The sequence below is a fragment of the Bacillus sp. EB106-08-02-XG196 genome (assembly GCF_013396335.1).
GTDB lineage: Bacteria > Bacillota > Bacilli > Bacillales > Cytobacillaceae > Neobacillus.
Genome location: NZ_JABWSY010000014.1, coordinates 148,443 through 174,110, shown reverse-complemented (window position 1 = coordinate 174,110; position 25,668 = coordinate 148,443). Strand labels below are relative to the sequence as shown.

Here is a 25,668-nt window from a genome sequence, read left to right as displayed (position 1 = left end):
AGTGAAAATCATGTTTCAATCTTTCGATACCAAATATATAAGTAAAACAAAATTCTTATTCTTTACTGGAAAAGGCGGGGTAGGGAAAACTTCAACTGCATGTGCTACAGCAGTAAATTTAGCAGATGAAGGAAAAAAAGTGTTACTTGTTAGTACTGATCCTGCTTCAAATTTACAGGATGTATTAGAAGTTGGGCTAACAAATACTCCAATGGCAATTCAGAATATACCCAATCTTTATGCTTGTAATCTTGACCCTGAAGAAGCAGCAAGAGCTTATCGTGACAGAATTATTGGTCCATATCGTGGCAAGCTCCCAGATGCAGTTGTTGCAACAATGGAAGAGCAATTGTCTGGGGCGTGTACCGTAGAAATTGCTGCATTTGATGAATTTACAAATTTACTAGCAGATTCTTCAATTGTTGACGCATATGAACATATTATCTTTGATACGGCTCCAACAGGACATACACTTCGACTACTGCAGCTGCCGACTGCATGGAGTGGATTTTTAGAGGAAAGCACACATGGTGCTTCTTGTCTCGGTCCTCTTTCTGGGTTATCTGAAAAAAGGCAGATTTATTCATTAACAATGGATGCACTTGCTGATCCATCTAAAACTACATTAATTCTTGTGGCAAGACCTGATGAATCATCTTTGTTAGAAGCAAGTCGTGCATCAAAAGAATTGAAAGAAATCGGTATTGCCAACCAAGCTTTGATTATGAATGGATTAATGCAATCCTTTTTACCAGAAGATAGAATTTCATCTTCGTTTTATCAACAACAACGGAAGGCGATTAAACAAATTCCAGATGATTTAAAACAAGTTGTCATCTATTCATTACCGTTTGTTTCGTATTCTTTAACAGGTGTTAAGAACCTGCGTTATTTATTTAAACAATATACAATGCCTGCCATACCATTAGAGGTTGAAAGTCAAACGATTACTCTGCCTGGATTAAATAAAGTGATTGAAGACTTTTCAGTAAACGATACTAGAGTGATTTTTACGATGGGCAAAGGTGGAGTCGGAAAGACAACGATGGCTTCTGCTATTGCCATTGGATTGGTTGAGAAAGGTCATAAGGTACATTTAACTACTACAGACCCAGCAGCGCATCTGGAGTTTGTTTTTCAAGATACTCAACTAAATGACAAATTATCCATCAGCCGTATTAATCCAAAAGAAGAAGTCGAGGCTTACAAATCAGAAGTTTTAACGAAAGTAAGTAACGAACTTGATGAGGAAGCAATTGCTTATATTCAAGAAGATTTAAACTCACCTTGTACAGAAGAGATTGCCGTTTTTCGTGCCTTTGCAGAAGTGGTTGCAAAATCTGAAGATGAAATTGTAGTGATTGATACTGCACCAACCGGACACACATTGCTCCTTTTAGATGCTGCTCAGTCATATCATAAGGAATTAGCTCGATCAACTGGAGAGATACCAGAGAGTGTGAAAATGTTGCTTCCTCGATTAAGAAATCCGAAAGAAACTAGTGTGGTTATTGTGACATTGGCTGAAGCAACACCAGTTTTAGAAGCAAGCCGTTTACAAGAGGATTTGAAACGTGCAGATATTGTCCCAAAATGGTGGGTAATTAATCAAAGTTTATATGCTACTAAAACGAATGATCCTGTATTAAAAGGTAGAGCACAAGCTGAAATAGCGTGGATTCAAAAGGTGACCAAAGAATTAACCGATAAATGTGCAATTCTTCCTTTAATGAGTGAAGAAAAAACAAGAATTGAACAGTTAAATAAGTTTATTAATTGATTTATGGAGTAAGATTTTTTTTATTTCCTTATTGAGAAAAAACAAGTAAGATAATGAAGTAATATTTTTGAAAGGTGATGGATAATGAATATAACAGATCAAGCTCGTGATGTTATAAAGCAATTACTTCAAGAAAACGATGCGAAAAACATCCGTGTCTATTTTTCGGGAATATCCTGAGGGCAGCCAAGAGTTGGGCTGAGCCTGGATGGTTCAGAAGATAATGATAAAGTAGTAACTATAAATGAAATAAAAGTGGCAATCGATCCTAGCATCGAGTCACATATTGAAAACCTTACTCTTGATTTCAGCAAAGAGGCTAATGGGCTCGTGTTAGTAGGAAATGAAAGTAACTGTTGTTAAAACCAAAATTCATGTAGAAAAGGGTCTCATAATTTGAGACCCTTTCAATCTATTTGAGGTATTAGTTTAAGAACAACAGCTGTTAGGGTTTTTGGTTTGTGTTGGCGTGGAGCAGCACTCCACTTTTTCAGCCTCCGGGTCAGGAGTGCAACAAGCAGAATCGTTTTCATTGACAACATCCACATCTGCTTTTGTGTAGAAAAACTCCCACTCATTTCCATCAGGATCATTAACCCAGAATTTATCTTGGAGGGCATAACAACATGTTGTGTTAATTTCTTCGAAATGTGTAGGAATACCGTTTTCTGCAAGTCTGTTCTTATGCGCCATAACTTCTTCCGTGCTTTCAACTTGAATGCCGAAGTGTCCAACCTGATTTCCACTTACTTCATCACGCAGATTAAGTGTAAAGTTTAGTCCTGGTGTTTCAAGAAGGAACTTCGCATAATCGGACTTTACTTTAACTGGTTCAGCCCCGAATAGTTTGCTGTAAAACTCGATGGATTGTTCAAGTTTTGTAACATTAAGACCAACATGTGCGTATTTCATTATGGTTTCCTCCTAAATTTATTTTGGTTATTTACTTCGATTGAGAGTGTAATAAATTATTTACAGCAATTATTTTCTTGTTCTTCCTGTGTTTTAACCTCTTCTTTAACTTCCTCAATTTTAACATTGCAGCAAGAACTTTCTTTTTTTCCAAACAGATTTTTTAAAATACTCATTATTATATCCTCCTTAAATAATGTAGAATAAAAATCCAGATATTGTTGACATCGTAAAGACTGAACCTACGAAAGCAAATACAAGTTTCTTTTTAAAAATGCTATTTAATAACGTTAATTCAGGTAAACTTGCGCCTGCTGAGCTAATCATCAGTGCCATTACTGGACCCAAAGCCATCCCTTTGGCAATCATAATTTGCGAGATTGGAATCATGGTTGAAAGTCTAATATAAAGTGGAATTCCAATGATAGCAGCAATAGGAACAAGCCACCACTTATCACCCCCCATAAGAGAAGATATCCAGCTAGTTGGAACTGCTCCATGAATGAATGCGCCTATGAAAGCGCCGATTAGCAGATAAGGATAGACACTTTTCATTAGCTGCAGTGTTTCAAAGAATGCAGCCTTAAATTGAAATTTCTTATTTGGTTCTTGATATCCCTTTACTACAACATTTTTTATCTGTTCTACAAAACCAAACTTTTCTAAAGTAAAACCAATCATTACGGAAAGGAGGGAAGTTATGACTGTGTAAGCAATGGCGACTTTTACTCCGAGTACGGCTGTCATTAGTGTGATGATGGTTGGATCAAGAACAGGAGAAGAGAATAAGAAAATCATTACAATCCCAAATCTGACCTTTTTATTGAGTAAATTAACTACAACCGGAATGGTTGAGCATGAACAAAATGGTGTGATAAATGCAAATCCTAAAGCAACTAGTGCGCTTACTAATGGATGGCTTTTTTCCATCATGTGCTCCATCTTTTTATAAGGAATGAAACCCTGTATTAGGTTGATTAGAAAAGAGATTCCAACGAACAATAGTGTTAGTTCAAATGCAATTGACAAAAAACTATGAAACACTTCTGACCACATAAGCAACCCCCTTATTGATTAACAAAAATTCTATACATAGTTCCGACTTTCCCATTTCAATGTTCACAGCATACTGGTTGGATTTGCATATCACAGCAACTTGGTTTTGCATTAAGGTACCTTTTTTGTGAGTTGAAATTTCTAAACGCATGGAAGACCCTTTTGAATAAACTCTCCTTTTCGCTAGATTTAGAAAATTTGCTTGCCGAAATTGCCTTCTTCATTTCTTCCTTTTTCATTTCATAATAAACTTTTAATTGCATTTCATTGAAAAACATATAACCAGCTCCCTTTAGTTGTAAATTGCAAGTATTTGTTTTTTATAAAAGAGCAAGAGATTCTTGCTCAAAATAATGGTTTACAGCAAACAGTTGATTTTGACATTGCTTCGTTTAGTAATTTGACTGATTTGATTACCATTTCTCGTTCAAATTCACTCATATTTGAAAATACTTCTTTAAGATATTGGTTCATTTCTGCATCAATCTTCGCAGCAGTATAATTTCCTTGTGTAGTTAGAGTAAGTTGTGAGACACGCCGATCCTCAGGTAGAGGAGATTTTTTAACCAGCTCCATCTTTATTAGTGTTTGGATTTGGCGGCTAAAAGTGGTTATATCCATTCCTAGAGTATCAGCGACCTGTTGCATCGAAGGTTTATCATTCCTGAGAATTTCATAAAGGATGTGACTCTGTACAAGGGATATCTCGGTTTCACCTATTTGACAGCAATTTTTATTTAAAAGACCAAAACGCCTGGTCATCACTTGGAATAACTCTCTTACGTTTTCCATTATTTTCACCTCTGATTTATTTATATACAAAATACTTGCAAATTGCAACTTATTTTCTTTCAAATTGGAAAATTTTCTTATATAATCATTTTAAACAGATGAAGGTAGGGGGAAAGAATATGGAAGCAGGATTTAAAACAAGGTTGGCTTCACTAAATGATCTGGGAGCGATATTAAATATTTACAACCAAGGAATTGAAGACAGGATTGCAACGTTGGAGGAAAACCAAAAAGATATTGAGTACATGACAGAATGGTTTAACAACCATAACGAACGTTTTGCGGTTTTAGTAATCGAGGATAATGATGAAATTGTTGGTTGGGCTTCTTTAAATGCCTATTCGAATAGGAGCGCCTATGCCGGTGTAGCTGATTTATCCATTTACATAAGGAGGGATTACCGAGGAAAGGGTGTCGGTTCATCATTATTAAAAGAAATTGAATGTACAGCGATTAAGAATGACTTTAATAAAATTGTTCTTTTTACTTTTCCTTTCAATAACTTGGGTCAGGGGCTTTACAAAAAAAATGGTTTTAGAGAAGTCGGAGTATTTAAAAACCAAGGGAAATTAGATGGTCGCTTTGTTGATGTAATGATTATGGAAAAGATCCTTATTCCTTAAATTAAACTACCGTGTAAGAACGATGTCTGCTCTTACATATGCCGAGGGTTTTGGTTACACTGAGCTCGTGGAACTGATGAAAAAAGATAAGTAGAAGTAACACCGTAGCAGCATTTACTATCATTTATTCGTTTTATAGCTTAAAAAAATTTGGCACCACCCAGGAATTACGCACGTACGCACCTGCGAGAGGCGTATGAAATTTTTCATGCGCCTACTCTATTTATGGTGCTTTTTATCTATATACTGCACTAGACACCGCACCTCAAAATCCTAAGTTTTTCCGAACTCGCTGGACGTAGCTCTGGCTTACCGGAAGAACGGTACCCTCTGATCCTTTTAATGTGACCTCTAAATTGGATATCAGGTCACGCGAGATGTGTTTAATCGAAGAAATATTTACAATATAAGAGCGATGAATTCGAATAAACGTGTCTGGTATTCGTTGTTCAAGTGTTTTAAGTGGAAATTTTGAATGATAACAGCCATCCTCTGTATAAATGAATGTTTTCTTGTCTTTACTTTCTATAAACATCACCTGTTCAATTGGGATCGGAATCCACAGGTCATCTTTTCTACCGATGATAAAAGAAAGCGTTTTGTGCTTTTTAAACGAATATTCAGGCGGCAGAATAACGGTTAAAGCCCCGCTAAGACCTGTTTCTGCATCCTCAAGCGGGTAGCCAACTCCATAATAAGGAATACCGAAAACGGATTCATCAACCATCGATTCAACTCTACGTTTCTGTAAATAGACACGCTCCGTAATACTCCCCAAAGGAATCGGCTGACCTTGTGTAATATGAATATCATGACTCCCAGGGATGTATGATACATACCTATCTCCACCTGCAATGGCAATAGAAGCCTCTGCTGGAACCCAATCTTCAATGAATTTCGAAAATTGATGAACAACATTTCTATCCATGATTTCTCCCCCCATTTTTAAAATTATTATCCATTTTTTGGTTTTATCGCATTTATTTGTATTCTGTCATGCAATATTATTCTTTGTCACTTTTTTGTGACAAAGCAATCAATCTACTATATATTTTTTAGAATAGATGGAATTATCAAAATATTAGGAAAGGGAATCATGAAAACCTTACCAATACTTTCCTAATCTCTTTTTTATTATACAACGAAAATGAAAGCGCTCCAATGAACAAAAAAACAATAAAAATTAAAAGGAGATATTCACTATGACAGCACAAACTCTTTCTGCAAAAAAGGATACTTACAACTTAAAAAATTATGTTGAAGTGTACAACTCATTCCAATGGTCTCAAGTAGAACAGAATTTTTCTTGGCACACAACCGGCCTTGTTAACATCGCGCATGAAGCAATCGACCGCCACGCCATGACAGAAAAAGCCAACAAAGTGGCTCTCTATTATTCAGACCAATACAGAAAAGAACAATATACCTATAAAGATATGAGAGATTACTCAAATAAAGCTGGAAATGTTTTAAAAAATATTGGCGTAAACAAGGGTGATCGAGTGTTCATCTTTATGCCTCGCTCTCCCGAACTCTATTTCGTTTTACTAGGAACCATAAAGCTTGGTGCCATAGTTGGGCCATTATTTGAAGCTTTTATGGAAGGGGCTGTAAAGGATCGCCTTGAAGACAGCGGAGCAAAAGTCCTTGTCACAACCTCTGAATTGCTCAAACGTGTCCCAGTTAACGAACTTCCTAATCTGGAGAAAGTTGTTATCGTTGGAGATGAGGTAAAAGAAGATGAAACGTACATTGACTTTACTAAAAACTTTGAACAAGCAAGCCATACGCTCGATGTTGAATGGGTGGATCGTGAGGATGGAATGATCCTTCATTATACGTCCGGTTCAACAGGAAAGCCTAAAGGCGTCTTACACGTACACAACGCAATGATCCAACAATACCAAACTGCTAAATGGGTCCTCGATCTAAAAGACGATGATGTCTACTGGTGTACCGCAGACCCGGGCTGGGTAACAGGAACCACATATGGAGTTTTTGCACCTTGGCTTGCGGGTGTGTCAAACGTCATCCGCGGTGGACGATTTAGCGCTTCGGATTGGTATCAGACTCTCGAAAATTATAACGTAACCGTATGGTATAGTGCTCCAACAGCTTTCCGGATGTTAATGGGAGCTGGAGATGATCCTATTAAAAACTATAATCTTTCTTCATTGCGACATGTCGTAAGTGTAGGTGAGCCGCTTAATCCTGAAGTAATCCGTTGGGGAATGAAAGTCATGAACTTGAGAATCCATGATACATGGTGGATGACAGAAACAGGAGCCCAACTCATCTGTAACTATCCTTCCATGGAAATGAAACCAGGTTCCATGGGAAAACCAATTCCAGGGGTCGAAGCTGCGATTGTCGATGACGAAGGGGACGTCCTGCCTCCAAACACAATGGGCAATCTAGCAATCAAAAAAGGCTGGCCATCAATGATGAGAGCAATCTGGAATAACAAGGAAAAGTATGAATCTTATTTTCTTCGAGGAGATTGGTATGTTTCGGGAGACTCGGCTTACATGGATGAAGAAGGATATTTCTGGTTCCAAGGACGTATCGACGATGTCATCATGACATCAGGTGAACGTGTCGGCCCTTTTGAAATCGAGAGCAAGCTTGTTGAACACCCAGCTATAGCTGAGGCTGGGGTCATTGGCATACCAGATCCTGTACGCGGGGAAATTATTAAAGCATTTATTGCGTTACGAGACGGATATGAGCAAAGCGCTGAACTTCAAGAAGAAATCCGTAACTTTGTAAAAAAAGGATTGGCGGCACATGCTGCTCCAAGAGAAATTGAATTTAAAGATAAATTGCCAAAAACGAGAAGCGGTAAAATCATGAGAAGAGTGTTAAAGGCTTGGGAGCTGAACCTTCCAACAGGTGATTTATCTACAATAGAAGACTAGTAGGAATCTGCGACGGCTCATGAATAGAAAGGTCTCCCTTTCTATTCATGAGCCGAGATGTTTTAAAACTATCAATAATTGAAGGAGGAAACATATGAAAACTAGTAAAAATAGGTGGTTGATCGCTTTATCTGCCATTGCAATCCACCTTTCCATTGGTGCTGCATACGCATACAGTGTCTATACAAATCCGATTCATGATGCAATGGGCTGGTCAAAGGCAGGAATTACGTTATCCTTTACGATTATGATGGCACTTGCAGGGATTGCAGCAGCTTTCTTTGGCAATTTTGTTGAACGAAATGGTCCAAGAAAATCAGCGATCCTTGCAGCGATCCTTTTTGGAGCTGGCCAAGCTGGTGCCGGTGTTGCCGTTGCGATTGATTCCCTCACTCTTTTCCTTCTTACCTATGGATTAGCAAGTGGGTTAGGAATGGGTCTTGGCTACATTTCACCAGTGTCGACACTTGTTAAATGGTTCCCTGACCGTAGAGGGTTAGCCACTGGTATGGCCGTCTTGGGCTTTGGTACGGGAGCACTGATTACAGCTCCGGTGGCAGCTAGCCTCATGGAATCAATCGGCATTCAAATGAATTTTTATATTTTAGGGATCAGTTATTTTATTCTTATGGTACTAGGCGCTTCCTATATCGCACCCCCACCTGAAGGCTGGATGCCACATGGGTTGAAAAAAGATATTGCAGCTGGTAAAAAAGTCGTAAAAAAAGATTTGTCTCAATTAACTGCAAAACAAGCTGTGAAAACAAAGCGTTTTTGGATGCTATGGACAATGATGCTCATTAATACCACCGCTGGTATTATGATGATTTCTGTCGCTTCTCCTATGGCTCAAGAAGTCGTTGGATTATCAGCAGCTGGAGCAGCTGCGATGGTAGGGATCATGGGGATTTTTAACGGCGGCGGAAGACTTGGCTGGGCAGCCATTTCCGATTATATCGGTCGAAATACTGTATTCATGACGTTCTTTATCCTGCAATTAATCGCCTTTGTAATACTTCCGAATATAACAAATGTGTTATTGTTCCAAGCACTAATTTTAATTGTTGTGAGCTGTTATGGCGGCGGCTTCTCAAACCTCCCTGCATTCATCGGAGATTTATTTGGAACCAAGCAACTCGGTGCCATTCACGGCTATTTATTAACAACATGGTCGTTAGGCGGCATTTTAGGTCCACTATTAGTAACACAAATTAGAGAAAAAACAGAAAGCTACATCCCAGTTTTCTATGTATTTACAGCATTAATTATCGTCGCATTCCTTGTCTCGGTCTTACTTCGATTAGACATCAAAAAACAAGAAATAGCAGCCAAACAAAAACAACAACAACAAGGAATTGCTTAACATCGCGGTAGCTGTGCGTTGCAATCCCAAAAGTAGACATTATCATTCAGAAATTCAGCTAAAGAACTAGAGCCTGAAGGCTTTAGTTCTTTCTCTATTATTAGCCCGACTGATTGTCTCAGACTATTATAAGGTCGCTCTAGAAGCAATACTAGAAGTGCTCTCAAATATTGAAGAACTTGAAGGAAATGAAAATATAATTAAAATAAACAAGAAAAGACAATTTATACGAGACTTAGTCAAACATATTAACCTCGTGGGAGGGGTTACGATTTGGGACGCCCTTCAAGAAAAAGAAGCATATGATAAGGCATGGCAGTATGTAGAGGTAGAGCAATTTTAATAAATATGATTAAACAAGATCATTTGGTTCTTCCATTTCGCTACCAGTGGAGTTTAAGAAGTTAAAATGATAAAATTTCTATTATTACTAATTTTAGAAAAAGTGTTTTAATGCTGAAATGATGTATGAAAAAAACTAATCAAACGTTTAATTAAATCGGGTGGTAAACTAATCAAACGTTTGATTAAGGGGTTCGAGGCCTTGGTACAATAGGTCTTCAAAACTAATCAAACGTTTGATTAACAAATTAAGCGGTCAAAGGACGGAAGGGATTAACATGAAAGAGATACAAACTTTTGCAAAACAGTATCAAAAAGAAATGGGATGGGAAATTTCTGAGGAGAGCTATGCCCAGAGCAGAGATTCTCTGTTAAATAATTACATGCTGCTAACGACGGAGGTTGCCGAAGTAGCGGAGGAGCTGCGAAAGGCCTTTAATCTTACTACTAAAAATGTTCAAAATGGCATGGAAGAAGATCAGGCATTTGAGTTAGCAAAGAATCAGATTAAAGAAAATTTAGGCAAGGAATTGGCAGATTGTCTCGCTTACATGCTGAAATTTTATAATTATTTTGGAATCGATGTAGAAGAAAGCTTTTATGCCAAAATGGAAGAAGTTAAAAATCGGAAGAATAAGGATTTAGTAAAACCATCAAAATGAAATCATTCATAAGTACCAATATTTACTTTAAAAAAATTATTCAAAGTAAATCTTGGTTATTTTTTTACAAAAAACTTTTTTGATCATGTCCTTTTAGGTCTTTTTTTTATTTTTGTTTTAAAGGTAGCAATTCACCAATATAAAAATGGCTTATATCCCATAAATATCCTATAATTTGGGGCAATACGAAAAATAAAAAATAGATGGGAAGAAATCCAAAATGAACACTATTAATGACATGATTATGAAGATTTCGTCTGTATTTTCACAGTTAGAAGAAGTGGAAGGTGTTGTACTCTCTGGCTCTCTTTCAACAAATACCCAAGATGAACATTCTGATATAGATTTGTATATTTATAGTGTTCAAGAAATCCCTACCAGCACTCGAAAAAAATTGTTAGAACCTTTTTCGGATTATATGGAGATTAATAACCAGTATTGGGAAACAGAAGATGATGGAACGCTAAATGAACCCAATATTGGTATAGAAATCATATATAGAAATTATGCTTGGATTGAAAACGAACTTATGAAAACGGTAGTGAATTTCCAGGCTCAGGTCGGTTACACTACATGCTTTTGGAGTAATTATTTAAATTCCAAAATACTATATGATCAAAATGGTCAATTAAAGAAACTACAGGATAAAATTAACGTAACCTTTCCAAAAGAATTAAAAGAAAATATCCTTAACAAAAATTACCCTTTATTACGAGACAGTGTTACATCCTACTATTGTCAAATCGAGAAAGCTCTAAAAAGAAAAGACTACATAAGTGTCAATCATAGGGTTGCTGCGTTACTTGCAAGTTACTTCGATATCTTATTTGCGATTAACGAGTTGCCACACCCTGGAGAAAAGAAGTTAATTAAGATCGCACAAAAAACATGCAAATATCTCCCAGTCAAGATGGAAGAAAACATAATCACGATTCTAAGCAACAATACCATAACACTATTAAGTGACATAAATGATCTTGTTGACAATTTAGATGATTTGATAAAAAGGAATAACTTATAACCTTATCCAGCTGAAGTTCCAGCCCTTAAAGTTGATAACAGAATAATATAGTTTCTCGAAGGGGAGTTTTCAAATGATTGTTGATTGCCATTTTCATGTGGATGAAACCATGTTGACTCTAGATAAAATGCTAGAGGGTATGGATGAAAATAATGTAACAAAAACAGCGCTCATTGCTCCCATGAACGAAACAATGTTTGAAGGAAAACCCGCGGGGACGGTTCCCATGGGTTGCCAACCCCGGTCAAAAAAAGCCATCAGAACCGTCCCCCCGGTCTACCCCGGTCACCTTTATTTATTCTTCACCAGACTGATTTTCAATAGATTTATGAAACTTTCTAACTATTTTGCAATTACAATCAAACCGTTTACAGCCTCCCTTCGTTTCCTTTAATAGTACTGATAAAAATCATGTATGAAATGGAGGAAGAATCATGAAGAAGACCGTGTTCCTATCAGCTCTACTACTCTTTGTCATTATGGCTGCCGGATTTTCAGCCTATGCAAAAATGGACCGTAAGCCAGCGTTCCAGGCGACACCCAATTCTAGCCAAAGTAATCATGTCATCCGAGTGTACGGACCGGGCGGACCACTTGGACCGATTAAGGAAGCGGCTGAACATTTTTCAGCTGAAACGGGAATTAAGGTGGAAGTAACAGCCGGACCAGAGGACAATTGGATCGGCCAGGCAAAGCAAGATGTAGATATTATTTTCGGTGGCTCCGAGTATATGCTGCAGGACTTCATCTTTAACCACCCCGAAATGATCGACACTACATCACGTACGGAGCTTTACCCGCGTGCCGCAGGAATATTGGTGAGGAAAGGAAATCCTAAGAAGATTGTAAGTCTGGAGGATTTGACGAAAAAAGGAGTAAAAATAATCGATGTGAATGGGGCCGGCCAGCTTGGCTTGTGGGAAGACCTGGCAGGCAGAAAAGGGCTGATTGAAGGCATTTCCCAAAATATTAACCTTTCTGTGAAGTCGAGTGCCGAAGCCATTGAACGATGGAAATCGAATTCCAGCCTGGACGCATGGATTACCTATGAATCGTGGCATTACCGGCTCCAGGATGTGACCGACCTGGTCGAGCTGCCCAATGAAGAAAAGCTCTATCGTGGAACGCCAATCGTCCTGACGAAAATCACCGATCAGAAAAAAGAGGCACAGCAATTTATTGATTATTTAAGAACGGAAGAATCTCACCAAATCTTTCAAAAATGGGAGGAACATACATGAAAAAAGGAATTCTTACCCTCGCGATACTTTCGATTATTTTTGCTTTGGCTGCCTGCGGAAAAAGCACGGAGGAAAAAACAGAGAAAGATCAACTCGATCAAGCTCAAACGGAACAAGCACTGGCTGACAGCCTCCAGCTTTTGGAGAATGAGAAAGCTGGAGAGTACCTAGTGGATTCACAGGGAAGGGCTCTGTATTATTTTAAAAAGGACGAACCAGGAAAAAGCAATTGCAGCGGAGACTGTCTGGCAAACTGGCCGGCATTTACCCAGGAGGATTTCTCCGTCCCGGAAGGTTTTGATAAAAAGGATTTCGATACGATCACAAGAGAAGACAACGGGGAGAAGCAGGTCACGTATAAAGGCTTTCCTCTCTATTATTTTGCAAAAGACCAGCAAGAAGGGGATGTAAACGGACAAGGAGTAAAAGATGTATGGTTTGTCGTAAACAGCGAAACAGAATTTGAATAAGCCTGCCCAGGGAACGATCAGTCGCGGTCGTTCCCATCCTAACTTTAAAAATAGTGTAATGGCAATATATTTTTATCCAATAGCAGGGAGTGCCACATGAAAGAAAAACACGATGCGGAATTAATGAGATTGGTAAACGAAAAACACGGTCACGCATTAGAGGAGCTTTATGATCGATATATAAATCTTGTTTACAGCTTCGTTATGAAGTTTTGCAATGGGAATGAGGATAAGACGAAAGAGATTATTCAGTTGGTCTTTTTGAGGCTATGGACAACAAATTGCCATTACGATCCCTCTCAAGGCAGCTTTGTAAATTGGCTCCTTACGATTACCCGCAATATTTGCATTGACTACCTCCGCAAAGAGAAGAGGCAGACGCAGCACCATCAAGAGGAACATGAAGAGATCGCCGACCCTGCCAATGCAATCGAGCAACGAGTAAATAAGAGTGATATTGCGAAAGCGAAAAACAAATTGCCGACGACGCAAAGAAAATTAATCGATTTGCTTTATTGGAAAGGGTATTCTCTTTCAGAGATTGCCAAGCTGGAACAAGAGCCGCTTGGCACGATTAAAAGCAGGCTTCATCAGGCTCTTAAAGGATTGAGGAAGCATCTGGAACTGGAGGATATAAAAAATGAGAAGGGATTGTGATCATTTAATTCCATATATAGCAAATGAGCTCAAGGAGAGCGAACACATGGCCTTTGTTGAACATTTAAAGAATTGTACGGAGTGTAAGAAAGAATATCAGGAATTGTCCCAGGCCTGGAATGCTTTGCCGTTTGATTATACCGAAATCGAGGTGCCTGAATCGCTAAAAGGCGAGGTGCTGGGATTTGTTTTTGATCACAAAGGGAAAAGCGGTACGGAAACATTCATGGCTAAGATGAGCAAGCTTGCCATGATACTCAGAAGCCAGTTCACTCTAGTTTCAACCAGTATAGTGGCCGTCTTGTTGCTCGCGATTATTGGCCTTGGAATAGCGAATGTACAGGAAAAAAATCGTCATGCCGAAAATATACCCATTGAAATTTTAACGGCCATTCCCTTAAAAGCAGCCAATCAAAACCACCCGGGAACAAATGGCATCGCCTATATTGTCCAACAGGGATTAAAGAAAAATTTGGTGGTGCAGGTTCACGAATTGCCCGGCGTCGAAGGTTCACAGGTTTACCAGGTTTGGTTGCTGAAAAACGGCACGAGGGAAAATGGCGGCATATTCAAGCCAGACGAAAACGGATCCGGAATACTGACCTACCAGCTCGCAGAAGGGCAGACTTTTGATCAAATCGGCATCACTGTCGAACCGGACGCCGACAGCAGCCAGCCGAGTGGAGAAAAAATAGCTGGGTCATAGATGGTAACAGAAAAGGACAGATACATTTTAAATATCAGGCTAACCTTATATTACGAACAGGTGCATTACTAGAAAAATGGTAATGCTTTTTTTATTGATGTAACGATGTAGGGTGCAAGAAGGATCTACAGAAACAATTAGGAATTCTTTTTTATACATTCGTTTGCTAAGGATTTAGTGAGTATATGTTTAAAAACATGCATTGTTGCCAGTCTGAATATTTTCTTCAGTATCATAAAAGGTTCGGACCAACGTATAGGTGCGAACCCATGATTTGAAATATTTCAAACAGGCTGTCATGTGTGTTTAACAATTTGATCCATCATACTCAATCACTCTCTGTTCCTATATGATAAATATTCTAAAAATTTCTTGGACGCAAGGGAAAGTGATTTTTGTTCTCTCATAGCAACACCAATATTTCTAAAAGCAGGAACCTCAAGCTCTTTCGCTATAATTTTGTGAGGAATACGCTGCAATATCAATTCTGGTAATATACTGATTCCTAGCCCATTTTCCACCATAGACATAATGGCATAGTCATCCCATGTTGTAAAATTAACATTCGGTGAAATATGGTGTCTCTCAAAAATTTCGGAGATTTCTGCTTTTGCCCCCTTTTCCAACAGCATAAACGGACTGTTCAATAAGTCGTTGATGGGAAACTTTTCGCAATTAGCAAGAGGATGATTTTGTGGAATCACTACCAGCAAACGGTCTTGTTCCAAAAAGATTGTTTCAAGTTCTGCTTTTGTCGGGAGCCGCAAAAATCCGAAGTCAACACGCCCATTTAGGATCCAGCTCTCAATTTCAGTATAATCACCAAGCAGAAATTCAAAATCTATCTTTGGAAAATCCTGCTTAAAAATTTTTATAATGTTAGGGAGCCAATGAGATGCTACGCTGGAAAATGTCCCAATACGAATCATCCCAGATTCCAAATTATTTAAGTCTTCGATCTGCTTCATTAAGATTTCATACTCATTGCAAATTCGCTTTAATTGGGGCAGTAACTTTAAACCATCCGAGGTTAAATTGATACCGGCACGTCCTCTTTCAAAAAGGAAAATCCCCCATTCCTTTTCTAAATCGTTAATCATACGGCTAATCCCAGACTGTGAATAGTCCAATATTTCGGCAGCTTTTGTAAAACTACCCAATTCTACTACTTTGACAAATGCCATATATTTTTGGATATTCATATCTCTTTCCTCACTCCATCTGGTTTTGTCATATATATCATGATAAACATTCGTTTTTGTAATGTATGTGATTATGATATATTTTTACTATTAATTATTCAAGTTAGGAAAGGAAAAGGTGTTTAACGATGTTTTTTGTGAGTGATATTTTAGAAAAAGAACCAGACTCATCATTTTATACAAAAAGACAGGTTAAGAATCTGCGAAATATAAGTTGTTTCACAGATTCTTAGGAGTAGACGATGAAATCTAAAATTCAGTTTATATTATCAATGATGATTTTCGGTACAATTGGTTTAGTTGTTCGACACATTGATCTATCTTCGAGTGAAAGAGCTTTACTAAGCAGTTTCATAGGAAGCTTATTTTTATTGTTAATATTCTTCATGAGTAAGAAAAAAATATCATGGAATTTAGTTAAATCTAATGCTTTATTTCTGATTCTTTCAGGTATTGCATTGGGAGGAAATTGGATTTTTCTTTATCAATCGTATGACCATACGACAATTGCCAATGCAACGCTAGGTTATTACTTTGCACCTGTGTTTGTGATGATTCTTTCTCCATTTGTACTTCGGGAACAATTATCTATCAAGAAAATTGTGTGTATAGGTGTAGCGATCTCAAGTATGTTAATGATTGTAGGAGAAGGCGTGAGTGCATCTAAATCAGATGATATACTTGGGCTTTCCTTTGGATTAATCGCAGCTGCATTTTATGCTGCGTTATTGCTTTTAAATAAATTTATTAAAGATATGGGAAAGTTAGAGCTGGCCATCATTCAGCTTGGAACAGCTACTTTACTTCTAATGCCATATGTTTTCTTGACTTCCAGCTTTGGTATCTTTGAAGTATCAAGCTCTTCCATTCCTTTTATTTTAATTTTAGGGATTATCAATACAGGGATTGGGTTCTGGTTATTTTTCTCTGGTATGGAAGGGTTGAAAGGACAGAGTATAGCTATGCTAAGTTATGTCGATCCATTTGTGGCTATATTGATTTCTGCAATTATCCTGCAAGAACAAATGACAATTGTTCAAATGCTTGGTGGTGTATTGCTATTAGGCTCTACATTTGTTAGTGAAATTAGATCAGTTAACTTTTCAAAACAACTAATGAAAACACCATCTGAATAACGTTAAAAACAGTGGGAAGCATTTGTTTCCCACTATTTTGTGATTCGTATAAAAAGTGTCAGGCATTTGGGAGGTGTAGAGGTGGACTACGGATTATTGATTATTGGTATAGTCCTTTTACTTGTATCATACTTAGTAGCTGTGAAAAAACAAACGTGGCTGTTAGCTGGATTCAATGAAAAAATGATTAAAAATAAGGATTTATTAGGTAAGGTAGCAGGAGGAGTTTTTTTCCTACCGTTAGGTTTGTTAGTAGTTATCCATAGTTTTATTGAATATCCTTACGAGAAAACGGTTCTAATAATTGCTATGTTGGTTTTATTAACAATTGTGTACTTATTTATAAATAGAAGGTTACTCGATTAGTTAAATTAACGGGTAGCAATAGTGAAAAACGCAGTGTTAAACCCTAAGTAGTTCCGATAACCTAGAGAAACAATAGAAATTGCATACAAAGCCGGTTGTGAAAATCCTTTATCCCGCTCACTAAGCCTAAAAAGATTGAAATAATTTAACTTGAAATCCGGTTAATTCTCCACTGTCTGAATAGCTACAGTCGTACACTTTCGGTTCCCTCGTAAAATTTAAAACGTCCTCAATAAAAAATGGGATATTCTCCACCACATCCTTCGAGGATAAGATCCACTCGAGTTTCTTCCATTCAAGGATTCCTTCATCAGAAGAAAGAAGATCGCCTTCGAAGTCATTGCTGGCAAATACATATATGCATTCAACCCCGTTCAATGCTATCATGCCTCTGAAAATTGGCTTCTTAAGCAGTAATCCCGTTTCCTCTAATACTTCTCGTGTACATCCTTCATAAGGTGTTTCATCGTGCTCAATCTTTCCACCGACACCATTCCATTTTCCCTTATTAGGTTCCTTTGCACGTAATAACATCAAGACATCATTTTCCTTTTGTAAAAAACAGAGTGTATAGTTCAAAATTTGGTACCTCGCAGTCAAAAAAATATCCATAAGAACAGATTAATCTTTTTCAATATCCGAATCAATGGGATTATTTTAGCCTCTAAGAGTAAGTCCTGCTATCCGAGAGTAAATTCCGCTATCTGATAGTGTTTTTCGTTATCCGATAGTGTTTTATCAGAATGATGTAAAGGATATTCTAGGCCTAAGCAGAATATGTATTTAACAAGGTAATACAGTTAAGTAGTTGATAACAGAAATAAGATAGTTATTCGAAGGGGAGTACTTAAATGATTGTTGATTGCCATTTTCATGTGGATGAAACCATGTTGACTCTAGACAAAATGCTAGAGGGTATGAATGAAAATAATGTAACGAAAACAGCGCTCATTGCTCCCATGAACGAAACCATGTTTGAAGTGGAAAGTACTTATCAACATAATTTACAACGGTTTTTCCGATTTCTAATACTTAATGCTCCGCAAATTGGACTCAAAATTTATGATGGTCTAGTGAAGGATGGCTTTTTCAATCTTTATGGCCATTCCTACAAGATTTTTACCAAGCCGAGGAATGATCTTGTTGCTGCTGCCATTGATAGATTTCCAGACCGGTTTCTAGGATGGGCAGCCGTAAACCCAATGATTCCTGAATCAATGGAAGAAGTAGAATCATATCTTACTAAACCTGGTTTTATTGGAGTGAAAGCTCATCCGTTCATGCATGAATATAGTATTAAGTCACTTGATCCAGTTGCCGCTTTGTGTGAATCAAAAGGTAAACCTATGATTATTCATTTATCATCAGAAAAAGACTCTTATAAATATTTACCTGAAAATTACCCTAACCTTAAATTGATTTATGCTCACGCCGGCCTGCCTTTTTGGAAGAAACTATGGAATTATGTGAAGGATCAACCCAATGTATTTGTCGATACATCAAGCGATTATCTAAATGCATCTCTTGTAAAGCAAGCAGTCGAATCTTTAGGCTATCGAAAAGTTCTTTTTGGCTGCGACGGCCCGTATGGGATGAAGAAGTTTAATGAATATGATTATTCGTCAAAGAAAGGCTGGATTGATTCACTTCAACTTCCTGATGACCAGAAGGAATATATCATTGGGAAAAACTTTTTAGGATTGATTAATTAATCCTAAACTTCTTCCCAACTTCTCAAATTGAAAGGGGCTGATTTATTAACATAAAATCGCCCTTTTAAAAAGCTCCCTAAATTTCTCCTTATCTTCGGCTGTAAATGGTTTTGGCCCCTTTGTACGTTTTCCGCTTTTTCGAGCCATTGCACTCAAATAACGTGATTGTAATAATTGGTCAATGTTTTCATTTGTATAGCTATACCCAGTATGATGTAGAACCGTACACCCTTTTGCTAAACCAAGCGAAGCGAGACCATAATCCTGCGTAACGATTATATCTCCTTTTCCAGCTAACTTCATAATCCGATAATCCGCAGCATCTGCTCCAGAATCCACATAAATGGTTTCTACGCCTGATGGTTGTTCTGCATTAGAAAAATGAGATAAGCTAGTAACAAGGACAACAGGAATGTCAGCATTCCTACTCTCAGTGATAATTATATCCTTAACCGGACAAGCATCTGCATCAACATATATTTTCAACTTTATCACTCCTGTAAAGGTATTCTTTCTATTATATATAAATTTTAACATTAGTTTTAGAATTGAAGCTTTATGCATTTTAAATATTAATATCTTTAATTCGAGATAAAATTCTTGACGATTCTAAAAAGGAAGATGTAATATGGTTACATAAAGTAACTTGAATAACAATAAATAACCCTTTAATAAAAGCAACTACAAGAAAGATCATTTTAAAAACCATTAAGGAGTGAACTTTATGATTGAAGTAACTGTAAAACTTAATTTCGAAGGAAAAAACTATCAAACGAATGTCATTGTAAGCAAAGACACACCAGAAAAACAAATCTTACAGATGGCAAGGGAACAAGTTAGAAGACAATGGACAAATTAATCATGAGATATCCAGCGTAAAAGGGGGATAAAGGCATGATTGAAAAAAAGGAAGTTGGAGAAAAAGCTGTAGAGTATATAAAAGACGGAATGATCGTGGGACTTGGTACAGGGTCTACTGTCTATTATTTCATTTCTAAGCTTGGCGAATTGGTCGAGCAAGGATTGTCCATAAAAGGGGTCCCATCCTCTAAGCAGACAGAAAAATTAGCAATAGAGCTCGGCATCCCGCTTGTTTCGTTCCATGAGATTGATCAAATTGATGTAGCGATTGATGGGGCTGATGAGGTGAACCCAGAATTACATCTCATAAAAGGGGGAGGCGGAGCCCTTCTAAGAGAGAAAATTATCGCGAAGGCAGCGAAAACTTTTATCGTCGTTGCTGATTCTCAAAAGTATGTTGAAACATTAGGTACTTTTCCACTGCCAATCGAAGTGGTGCCATTTGGATATGAAATGACCATGAAATACATTCGAGAGCTTGGAGGTAAACCAACGCTCAGGAATAGTGGAGGAACTCCTTTTCTTACCGATAATGGTAACTATATGATCGACAGCAGCTTTCAAGAAATTAATCAGCCAGAAGTATTAGAGAAAAATCTGAACCTCCTGCCTGGTGTGGTGGATAATGGATTATTTGTCGGTATGGCGGATGCTGTTATTACCATTATGGATAACAAACTTGTAACGAAAGTCCGAAGATAAATAGTAGAGAAAATAGATTACGAACATGGGGGAAGAGGAATGGAATCAATGACTTTTGTCATATTTGGAGCCACAGGGGATCTAGCGAAAAGAAAAAGCTCTCTACAACTTATATGTTGATCAGAAATTACCAAAGTCCATATCTATAATTGGGCTTGGAAGAGGGGAACTTTCACATGCTGATTTTCAAGAGAAAGTGAAAGAATCCATTTTGGAGTTTTCTCGGCGTCTAGAACATGAGGCTGCTGCTATGGGAGGATTTTTAGATTACTTCCGCTATAGTAAATTGGATGTGAATCGTCAAGAAGATTATAAAGCATTACTACAGTTAGTAGAGAAGCAAGAAAAGGAATTTCATTTAGAAGAAAATCGCATGTTTTATCTTTCGGTTGCACCAGAATTTTTTGATACGATTGCCCTTAACATCAATAAGAGTGGATTAGGTGAGACCACGGGCTGGAAACGCTTGATCATTGAAAAGCCCTTTGGTCATGACCTCCAATCTGCACATGACCTAAATGAAAAACTAAGTCGTGTCTTTGTCGAAGAGGAAATTTTTCGAATTGACCACTACTTAGGCAAACCGATGGTTCAGAACCTTGAAGCTTTGTCTTTTGCAAATCCGATTCTGCGGTCCTTGTGGAATAAAGAACATATAGCAAATGTTCAAATTACCGCGAGTGAAACGGTTGGGGTTGAAAAAAGAGCTGGATACTACGATCAGGCTGGGGCAATCCGTGATATGTTTCAAAACCATATGCTGCAAATGCTAATGATGACCGCTATGGATACACCAAAAGAAATAAACGCAGCAGAAGTTAGAAGAGAGAAACGGAAGGTCATGGAGTCACTTCGTTCCGTAATGAAAGAAAATGTTCATTACGATATTGTACGCGGCCAATACATTTCAGGAGAAGTAAATGGAGAGAAAGTCCCGAGCTATCAAGAGGAGCCAGGCGTTGCTTCTGCTTCCACTACGGATACCTTTGTTGCTGCAAGGTTGTGGATGGATCATCCATCCTGGACCGGGGTTCCCTTTTACATTCGCACAGGAAAAAGAATGAAAGAAAAATCCACCCGAATTGTCATTGAATTTAAAAATCAGGAAAACCTTTCGTATAAAAATAATCAAATAAATCCTAACTTATTAATCATCGAAATCAACCCAGATGAAAATATTTCTATCCAATTAAACAGCAAAAACCCATTAAATAATGGAAAGGTTGAACCTGTAAGGATCCATTTATCGAATGACCAAATAAGCTTAGGGGTCCCTGAAGCGTATGAAAGACTAATTAATGATGCAATGAATGGAGATTCCACCTTCTTTGCTCATTGGAAAGAAGTTGATTTGTCATGGGAATGGGTGCAGCCGATATTAGATGCATTTAAGGAAAATCTAGTACCGCTCACTGAATATCAGTCAGGTTCTTATGGTCCTGCTGCCGCTGATTTATTACTTTTGGAAAATGGCTTTACATGGTGGCTGGATGAAAAACTTCAAGAAAATAAGGAAAAGGTATTACGGAACTAAACAAGTTGGGAATTGTTTAGTCAGCATTCAGCAGAATATATACAAGAGGTATTTTACGAAATAATAATCAAGCTGTTGGAGGGAAATATAATGAAGGTTGGACTTATTGGTTTAGGGAAAATGGGGATGAATTTAGGACAAAATTTATTGGATCACCATCACGAAGTGATAGCATTTGATGTGAATCCAAATGCAGTAGATAATATGAAGCAATATGGAGCAACAGGTGTATCAAGTTATAAAGAACTCATTCAGTCTTTGGATCATCCAAGGGTTATATGGATTATGGTCCCGCATGCAGTGGTTGATTCCGTAATCGGTGAAATCCTGCCGTTTTTGGAAAAAGGAGATATTGTCGTTGAAGCAGGTAATTCTCACTATAAGGAATCAATTCAACGCTACAATGAATTAAAGGAAGTAGGCGTAAGCTTTATGGATGCGGGTACTTCAGGCGGTATGGAGGGTGCGCGAAATGGTGCTTGTTATATGATCGGCGGAGACCCAGAGGCATGGGAAGTCGTACAACCCCTGTTCAAAGATACAGCTGTTGAAAATGGCTTCTTATATGCCGGTAAAGCAGGCAGCGGGCATTTCTTAAAGATGGTTCATAATGGAATCGAATATGCCATGATGGCTGCTATTGGAGAAGGATTTGAAGTACTGGAAAAAAGTGAATTCGATTTTGATTATGAACAGGTGGCAAGAGTTTGGAATAATGGATCCGTTATTCGTTCATGGCTGATGGAATTAACAGAAAATGCATTCTCAAAATATCCAAATTTGGATGAAATTAAAGGGATTATGCATTCCTCTGGTGAAGGAAAATGGACTGTAGAGGCCGCATTAGACCTCAAAACAGCAACACCCGTCATTGCTATGTCATTATTAATGCGTTATCGCTCCCTGGAAGATGATACCTTTACAGGAAAGGTTGTAGCTGCATTAAGAAATGAATTTGGCGGACATGCTGTCGAAAAAAATTAATAAATTTAACTTATGTAAAATTTCATTTTTGATTAATAGAACAGCTGTCTAAAAGTATGATGAAGGACAAATCAGGAGAGTTCATATTGAGATTCGTCCTTCATAAGCGGGATGAAGGACAAATCAGGAGAGTTCCCAACGAGATTCGTCCTTCATAAGCGGGATGAAGGACAAATCAGGAGAGCTCGCAAAGAGATTCGTCCTTCATAAGCGAGATGAAGGACAAATCAGGAGAGCTCGCAAAGAGATTCGTCCTTCATAAGCGAGATGAAGGACAAATCAGGAGAGTTCCCAATGAGATTCGTCCTTCATAAGCGAGATGAAGGACAAATCAGGAGAGCTCCCAGTGAGATTCGTCCTTAATAAGGATTTTCATGAGAAAAATCAACATTTATCTTTAATAAAACCATAAAAAAATTGGAGGAAAAACATCATGAAATTTTTTATCGATACTGCAAACTTAGAGGAAATTAAAAAGGCATATAAAATTGGCGTATTATCAGGTGTAACAACTAACCCTTCACTCGTTGCTAAAGAAGGCGTGAAATTCGAAGACCGTATCGCAGAAATCTTAAATGCCGTTCCGGAGGTTGAATCAGTTTCTGCCGAAGTAACACCAAATGCTTTAACAGCTGAGCAAATGATTGCGGAAGCAGACGAGCTGATTAAAATTAACGGCGGTGATAAGAATATTACCATCAAAGTTCCAATGACACTTGACGGACTAGAGACTTGCCGCTATTTAACTAAAAAAGGAGTTAAAACCAATGTTACCTTAATTTTTAGTGTCAATCAGGCATTACTTGCTGCACGTGCAGGAGCTACGTATGTTTCTCCATTCTTAGGACGCTTGGATGATATTAATGAAGATGGAGTAGAACTTGTCGCAAAAATTGCTCAAATGTTCCGTGTTCAAAATCTAGATTCACAAATCATTGCAGCATCTGTTCGTCATCCGGACCATGTAACCCGTGTTGCATTGGCTGGAGCTCATATCGCAACCATTCCATTTAAGGTTATTGAGCAACTATCAAAGCATCCGTTAACAGATCAGGGACTTGAAAAATTTGCTACTGATTGGAAAACTGTCTAATAAAAGAAGGGTGTTATCTCAGAGTTAACGCCCTTACATAAAACAAACCCAACTTGGCAGAATACAAAAGCTATCTATTTTGACCAGCCGGGTGTAGAAGCTTATAAGAAAAACATGTTTGCACTCCTTGGTAAGCCAGGATATGAAGCAGAAAGAGAAGAATTGCAAAAACGCATATCAAAATAATAGTAATCTGATTAAAAAGCAGTCCAATTCGCGAATTGGACTGCATATTTGGAAATATCTATAAATGCATTTTAATTCAATAAAATAAAAGTGTTATTGACAAAAAGGTTTATAGGTATTAATATTACACTATATTCGAGATATTTTAATCCAAGATATTTTAATTTAAGATTCTTTAGGGGGTGAAATAATGGAGAGGAAATGCAATAATCTGCCCTTTCTAATAGTAAAGCAAACACCTAAAGCAATTGATGAATAAAGTTTATACTCTCATTTTTTTTATAAATTATCTCGAATTCGAGATAAACAACATTAACAGCACATGAAGAAACTATGATTGTTACTATTATGACAGGAATGATTAAGAGATGGAACTCTTAGGACTACATCATGTATCAATTTTAACAGGGAAAGCGGAAAAGAATTATGAATTTTATACAAAAATTTTAGGAATGAGATTGGTAAAGAAAACTGTAAACCAGGATAATACAGAATCCTATCATCTTTTCTATGCTGATGGTGAAGGAACCCCAGGAACTGAAGTTACGTTCTTTGACATTCCTCATCTGGGGAAAACATATAGGGGAACTTCAGATATTTCTACTGTATCACTTAGAGTTAGAAATTCGGAATCATTGTTATTTTGGAAAGAACGTTTTAACCAATTTGGGATTGAACATGATGATATTCAAAAAAGAGCAAGTCGTGATACATTGGCTTTCAGAGATTTCGAGGGGACTCGGATAGTACTTGTATCTGATAACGGTGAAAAAGGTGTGAGAGCAGGGGTTCCTTGGCAACGAGATGACATTCCGTTGGAACATGCCATTATTGGTTTAGGACCTGTAACCCTTACAGTGGCAATTGCAGAACCAACTATTGGTGTATTAACAGAAGTTATGGGTTTTCGATTTGTCGGTTCCTATCCGTCACTTGAAGGGGATTATCCTGATATATCGGTTTATGCAACTGGCGAAGGAGGCAGCGGTGCTGAGGTTCATATTGAAACAAGACCTGAATTGCCAAGAGTCCGATTAGGTCGTGGAGGTGTTCACCATGTTGCCTTCCGTGTTCCGAATGAGGAAGAATATGATCAATGGGCAGAGCGTTTGAAAGAATACAGGTTACCGAATTCAGGGAAAGTGGAGCGGTATTACTTCAAAGCACTATATTTTAGGGAACCCAATGGAATCTTATTTGAATTATCAACAGATACACCAGGATTTGCGACAGATGAACCAATGGAAACAATGGGAGAAAAACTATCACTTCCATCATTTTTAGAACCAAATCGAAAAGAAATCGAAGAAAAGTTACGTCCATTAATCTTAAATTAAACACTTGGAGGA

General features: G+C 37.7%; 27 protein-coding genes and 2 pseudogenes. 22 read left to right on the top strand and 7 right to left on the bottom strand.

Going from position 1 to position 25,668, the window contains the following annotated elements; all coding sequences use genetic code 11:
• Positions 1-10: 10 nt before the first annotated feature.
• A complete protein-coding gene (gene arsA / locus MLOOGBEN_RS21505) occupies positions 11-1,780 on the top strand; it encodes an arsenical pump-driving ATPase (RefSeq protein WP_179160321.1) in 1,770 nt (589 codons plus the stop codon).
• A gap of 429 nt (positions 1,781-2,209) precedes the next feature.
• Here arsA and MLOOGBEN_RS21500 read toward each other — a convergent pair whose 3' ends face one another.
• The 3 genes from MLOOGBEN_RS21500 to MLOOGBEN_RS21490 all read right to left on the bottom strand — a co-directional run bounded on the left by MLOOGBEN_RS21500 (position 2,210) and on the right by MLOOGBEN_RS21490 (position 4,540).
• On the bottom strand, positions 2,210-2,692 hold the full coding sequence (locus tag MLOOGBEN_RS21500) for an ArsI/CadI family heavy metal resistance metalloenzyme (protein ID WP_179160320.1): 483 nt from the start codon (positions 2,690-2,692) through the stop codon (positions 2,210-2,212).
• Between the two features lie 189 nt (positions 2,693-2,881).
• Complete coding sequence (locus MLOOGBEN_RS21495) at positions 2,882-3,748, bottom strand: permease (protein WP_179160319.1); 867 nt, start codon at positions 3,746-3,748, stop codon at positions 2,882-2,884.
• A 345-nt stretch (positions 3,749-4,093) separates the two neighbouring features.
• Complete coding sequence (locus tag MLOOGBEN_RS21490; protein ID WP_179160318.1) at positions 4,094-4,540, bottom strand: MarR family winged helix-turn-helix transcriptional regulator; 447 nt, start codon at positions 4,538-4,540, stop codon at positions 4,094-4,096.
• Between the two features lie 119 nt (positions 4,541-4,659).
• Between MLOOGBEN_RS21490 and MLOOGBEN_RS21485 the strand changes: the two genes are divergently transcribed.
• Positions 4,660-5,163 (top strand): arsinothricin resistance N-acetyltransferase ArsN1 family A, encoded by a 504-nt coding sequence (locus MLOOGBEN_RS21485; protein ID WP_179160317.1) that lies wholly within the window; start codon positions 4,660-4,662, stop codon positions 5,161-5,163.
• A gap of 265 nt (positions 5,164-5,428) precedes the next feature.
• Here MLOOGBEN_RS21485 and MLOOGBEN_RS21480 read toward each other — a convergent pair whose 3' ends face one another.
• Positions 5,429-6,091, bottom strand: a complete 663-nt coding sequence (locus MLOOGBEN_RS21480; protein WP_179160316.1) for a LytTR family DNA-binding domain-containing protein — start codon at positions 6,089-6,091, stop codon at positions 5,429-5,431.
• 274 nt (positions 6,092-6,365) lie between these two features.
• Between MLOOGBEN_RS21480 and acsA the strand changes: the two genes are divergently transcribed.
• The 10 genes from acsA to MLOOGBEN_RS21430 all read left to right on the top strand — a co-directional run bounded on the left by acsA (position 6,366) and on the right by MLOOGBEN_RS21430 (position 14,543).
• Positions 6,366-8,081, top strand: coding sequence for an acetate--CoA ligase (gene acsA / locus MLOOGBEN_RS21475; protein ID WP_179160315.1), 1,716 nt, complete (start codon positions 6,366-6,368; stop codon positions 8,079-8,081).
• A 94-nt stretch (positions 8,082-8,175) separates the two neighbouring features.
• Entirely contained in the window at positions 8,176-9,444 is a 1,269-nt protein-coding gene (locus MLOOGBEN_RS21470) for an L-lactate MFS transporter (protein ID WP_179160314.1), read from the top strand.
• Positions 9,445-9,517: 73 nt separating this feature from the next.
• Positions 9,518-9,787 carry a DUF6339 family protein gene (locus MLOOGBEN_RS21465; protein ID WP_306430759.1) on the top strand — a complete coding sequence of 90 codons (270 nt, stop codon included), beginning with the start codon at positions 9,518-9,520 and terminating at the stop codon, positions 9,785-9,787.
• A 277-nt stretch (positions 9,788-10,064) separates the two neighbouring features.
• The gene (locus MLOOGBEN_RS21460; protein ID WP_179160312.1) at positions 10,065-10,448 is read left to right on the top strand and encodes a MazG nucleotide pyrophosphohydrolase domain-containing protein; all 384 of its coding nucleotides are present in this window, start codon (positions 10,065-10,067) and stop codon (positions 10,446-10,448) included.
• A gap of 220 nt (positions 10,449-10,668) precedes the next feature.
• The gene (locus MLOOGBEN_RS21455) at positions 10,669-11,469 is read left to right on the top strand and encodes a nucleotidyltransferase domain-containing protein (protein ID WP_179160311.1); all 801 of its coding nucleotides are present in this window, start codon (positions 10,669-10,671) and stop codon (positions 11,467-11,469) included.
• A gap of 73 nt (positions 11,470-11,542) precedes the next feature.
• Positions 11,543-11,863, top strand: a complete 321-nt coding sequence (locus MLOOGBEN_RS21450) for a hypothetical protein (protein ID WP_179160310.1) — start codon at positions 11,543-11,545, stop codon at positions 11,861-11,863.
• A 40-nt stretch (positions 11,864-11,903) separates the two neighbouring features.
• Entirely contained in the window at positions 11,904-12,710 is an 807-nt protein-coding gene (locus tag MLOOGBEN_RS21445; protein ID WP_179160309.1) for a substrate-binding domain-containing protein, read from the top strand.
• Positions 12,707-13,180, top strand: coding sequence for a hypothetical protein (locus tag MLOOGBEN_RS21440; RefSeq protein ID WP_179160308.1), 474 nt, complete (start codon positions 12,707-12,709; stop codon positions 13,178-13,180). The genes MLOOGBEN_RS21445 and MLOOGBEN_RS21440 overlap by 4 nt, the downstream gene beginning before the upstream one ends.
• 96 nt (positions 13,181-13,276) lie before the next feature.
• Positions 13,277-13,837, top strand: coding sequence for an RNA polymerase sigma factor (locus MLOOGBEN_RS21435; RefSeq protein WP_179160307.1), 561 nt, complete (start codon positions 13,277-13,279; stop codon positions 13,835-13,837).
• Between the two features lie 46 nt (positions 13,838-13,883).
• Positions 13,884-14,543 carry an anti-sigma factor gene (locus MLOOGBEN_RS21430; RefSeq protein WP_256989207.1) on the top strand — a complete coding sequence of 220 codons (660 nt, stop codon included), beginning with the start codon at positions 13,884-13,886 and terminating at the stop codon, positions 14,541-14,543.
• Between the two features lie 332 nt (positions 14,544-14,875).
• Here the strand turns inward: MLOOGBEN_RS21430 and MLOOGBEN_RS21425 are convergent, their stop codons facing one another.
• Positions 14,876-15,745 carry a LysR family transcriptional regulator gene (locus MLOOGBEN_RS21425; protein WP_179160305.1) on the bottom strand — a complete coding sequence of 290 codons (870 nt, stop codon included), beginning with the start codon at positions 15,743-15,745 and terminating at the stop codon, positions 14,876-14,878.
• 242 nt (positions 15,746-15,987) lie between these two features.
• Between MLOOGBEN_RS21425 and MLOOGBEN_RS21420 the strand changes: the two genes are divergently transcribed.
• Entirely contained in the window at positions 15,988-16,881 is an 894-nt protein-coding gene (locus MLOOGBEN_RS21420) for a DMT family transporter (RefSeq protein ID WP_179160304.1), read from the top strand.
• Positions 16,882-16,962: 81 nt separating this feature from the next.
• Positions 16,963-17,247, top strand: a complete 285-nt coding sequence (locus MLOOGBEN_RS21415) for a DUF3784 domain-containing protein (protein ID WP_179160303.1) — start codon at positions 16,963-16,965, stop codon at positions 17,245-17,247.
• A 126-nt stretch (positions 17,248-17,373) separates the two neighbouring features.
• Here the strand turns inward: MLOOGBEN_RS21415 and MLOOGBEN_RS21410 are convergent, their stop codons facing one another.
• The gene (locus MLOOGBEN_RS21410; protein ID WP_256989206.1) at positions 17,374-17,859 is read right to left on the bottom strand and encodes an NUDIX hydrolase; all 486 of its coding nucleotides are present in this window, start codon (positions 17,857-17,859) and stop codon (positions 17,374-17,376) included.
• Positions 17,860-18,098: 239 nt separating this feature from the next.
• On the opposite strand from MLOOGBEN_RS21410, the gene MLOOGBEN_RS21405 reads away from it, so the two are divergent.
• Positions 18,099-18,959 (top strand): amidohydrolase family protein, encoded by an 861-nt coding sequence (locus MLOOGBEN_RS21405; protein ID WP_179160301.1) that lies wholly within the window; start codon positions 18,099-18,101, stop codon positions 18,957-18,959.
• A 45-nt stretch (positions 18,960-19,004) separates the two neighbouring features.
• On the opposite strand, the gene MLOOGBEN_RS21400 is transcribed toward MLOOGBEN_RS21405, so the two are convergent.
• The gene (locus MLOOGBEN_RS21400; protein WP_179160300.1) at positions 19,005-19,445 is read right to left on the bottom strand and encodes a YaiI/YqxD family protein; all 441 of its coding nucleotides are present in this window, start codon (positions 19,443-19,445) and stop codon (positions 19,005-19,007) included.
• 238 nt (positions 19,446-19,683) lie between these two features.
• Here MLOOGBEN_RS21400 and MLOOGBEN_RS21395 point away from each other — a divergent pair, with 238 nt between their 5' ends.
• The 7 genes and pseudogenes from MLOOGBEN_RS21395 (at position 19,684) to MLOOGBEN_RS21370 (ending at position 25,656) form a co-directional block, all read left to right on the top strand.
• Positions 19,684-19,818 carry a BA3454 family stress response protein gene (locus tag MLOOGBEN_RS21395; protein WP_179160299.1) on the top strand — a complete coding sequence of 45 codons (135 nt, stop codon included), beginning with the start codon at positions 19,684-19,686 and terminating at the stop codon, positions 19,816-19,818.
• Between the two features lie 35 nt (positions 19,819-19,853).
• Positions 19,854-20,522, top strand: a complete 669-nt coding sequence (gene rpiA / locus MLOOGBEN_RS21390) for a ribose-5-phosphate isomerase RpiA (RefSeq protein WP_179160298.1) — start codon at positions 19,854-19,856, stop codon at positions 20,520-20,522.
• A gap of 39 nt (positions 20,523-20,561) precedes the next feature.
• Positions 20,562-22,056, top strand: a pseudogene (zwf, locus tag MLOOGBEN_RS21385) (glucose-6-phosphate dehydrogenase).
• Positions 22,057-22,146: 90 nt separating this feature from the next.
• A complete protein-coding gene (gene gnd / locus MLOOGBEN_RS21380; RefSeq protein WP_179160297.1) occupies positions 22,147-23,040 on the top strand; it encodes a phosphogluconate dehydrogenase (NAD(+)-dependent, decarboxylating) in 894 nt (297 codons plus the stop codon).
• A gap of 433 nt (positions 23,041-23,473) precedes the next feature.
• Positions 23,474-24,133, top strand: coding sequence for a fructose-6-phosphate aldolase (gene fsa, locus MLOOGBEN_RS21375; protein ID WP_179160296.1), 660 nt, complete (start codon positions 23,474-23,476; stop codon positions 24,131-24,133).
• Positions 24,134-24,211: 78 nt separating this feature from the next.
• A pseudogene (locus MLOOGBEN_RS29435) lies at positions 24,212-24,319 on the top strand (hypothetical protein); the annotation flags it as partial.
• 368 nt (positions 24,320-24,687) lie between these two features.
• A complete protein-coding gene (locus MLOOGBEN_RS21370; RefSeq protein WP_179160295.1) occupies positions 24,688-25,656 on the top strand; it encodes a ring-cleaving dioxygenase in 969 nt (322 codons plus the stop codon).
• Positions 25,657-25,668 lie beyond the last annotated feature (12 nt).

What these genes read in the sequence shown, in the direction of transcription:
- arsA (WP_179160321.1), top strand. Translation starts at nt 11, where the DNA reads ATGTTTCAATCTTTCGATACCAAATATATAAGTAAAACAAAATTCTTA.
- MLOOGBEN_RS21500 (WP_179160320.1), bottom strand. Translation starts at nt 2,692, where the DNA reads ATGAAATACGCACATGTTGGTCTTAATGTTACAAAACTTGAACAATCC.
- MLOOGBEN_RS21495 (WP_179160319.1), bottom strand. Translation starts at nt 3,748, where the DNA reads ATGTGGTCAGAAGTGTTTCATAGTTTTTTGTCAATTGCATTTGAACTA.
- MLOOGBEN_RS21490 (WP_179160318.1), bottom strand. Translation starts at nt 4,540, where the DNA reads ATGGAAAACGTAAGAGAGTTATTCCAAGTGATGACCAGGCGTTTTGGT.
- MLOOGBEN_RS21485 (WP_179160317.1), top strand. Translation starts at nt 4,660, where the DNA reads ATGGAAGCAGGATTTAAAACAAGGTTGGCTTCACTAAATGATCTGGGA.
- MLOOGBEN_RS21480 (WP_179160316.1), bottom strand. Translation starts at nt 6,091, where the DNA reads ATGGATAGAAATGTTGTTCATCAATTTTCGAAATTCATTGAAGATTGG.
- acsA (WP_179160315.1), top strand. Translation starts at nt 6,366, where the DNA reads ATGACAGCACAAACTCTTTCTGCAAAAAAGGATACTTACAACTTAAAA.
- MLOOGBEN_RS21470 (WP_179160314.1), top strand. Translation starts at nt 8,176, where the DNA reads ATGAAAACTAGTAAAAATAGGTGGTTGATCGCTTTATCTGCCATTGCA.
- MLOOGBEN_RS21460 (WP_179160312.1), top strand. Translation starts at nt 10,065, where the DNA reads ATGAAAGAGATACAAACTTTTGCAAAACAGTATCAAAAAGAAATGGGA.
- MLOOGBEN_RS21455 (WP_179160311.1), top strand. Translation starts at nt 10,669, where the DNA reads ATGAACACTATTAATGACATGATTATGAAGATTTCGTCTGTATTTTCA.
- MLOOGBEN_RS21450 (WP_179160310.1), top strand. Translation starts at nt 11,543, where the DNA reads ATGATTGTTGATTGCCATTTTCATGTGGATGAAACCATGTTGACTCTA.
- MLOOGBEN_RS21445 (WP_179160309.1), top strand. Translation starts at nt 11,904, where the DNA reads ATGAAGAAGACCGTGTTCCTATCAGCTCTACTACTCTTTGTCATTATG.
- MLOOGBEN_RS21440 (WP_179160308.1), top strand. Translation starts at nt 12,707, where the DNA reads ATGAAAAAAGGAATTCTTACCCTCGCGATACTTTCGATTATTTTTGCT.
- MLOOGBEN_RS21435 (WP_179160307.1), top strand. Translation starts at nt 13,277, where the DNA reads ATGAAAGAAAAACACGATGCGGAATTAATGAGATTGGTAAACGAAAAA.
- MLOOGBEN_RS21430 (WP_256989207.1), top strand. Translation starts at nt 13,884, where the DNA reads ATGGCCTTTGTTGAACATTTAAAGAATTGTACGGAGTGTAAGAAAGAA.
- MLOOGBEN_RS21425 (WP_179160305.1), bottom strand. Translation starts at nt 15,745, where the DNA reads ATGAATATCCAAAAATATATGGCATTTGTCAAAGTAGTAGAATTGGGT.
- MLOOGBEN_RS21420 (WP_179160304.1), top strand. Translation starts at nt 15,988, where the DNA reads ATGAAATCTAAAATTCAGTTTATATTATCAATGATGATTTTCGGTACA.
- MLOOGBEN_RS21410 (WP_256989206.1), bottom strand. Translation starts at nt 17,859, where the DNA reads ATGGATATTTTTTTGACTGCGAGGTACCAAATTTTGAACTATACACTC.
- MLOOGBEN_RS21405 (WP_179160301.1), top strand. Translation starts at nt 18,099, where the DNA reads ATGATTGTTGATTGCCATTTTCATGTGGATGAAACCATGTTGACTCTA.
- MLOOGBEN_RS21395 (WP_179160299.1), top strand. Translation starts at nt 19,684, where the DNA reads ATGATTGAAGTAACTGTAAAACTTAATTTCGAAGGAAAAAACTATCAA.
- rpiA (WP_179160298.1), top strand. Translation starts at nt 19,854, where the DNA reads ATGATTGAAAAAAAGGAAGTTGGAGAAAAAGCTGTAGAGTATATAAAA.
- gnd (WP_179160297.1), top strand. Translation starts at nt 22,147, where the DNA reads ATGAAGGTTGGACTTATTGGTTTAGGGAAAATGGGGATGAATTTAGGA.
- fsa (WP_179160296.1), top strand. Translation starts at nt 23,474, where the DNA reads ATGAAATTTTTTATCGATACTGCAAACTTAGAGGAAATTAAAAAGGCA.
- MLOOGBEN_RS21370 (WP_179160295.1), top strand. Translation starts at nt 24,688, where the DNA reads ATGGAACTCTTAGGACTACATCATGTATCAATTTTAACAGGGAAAGCG.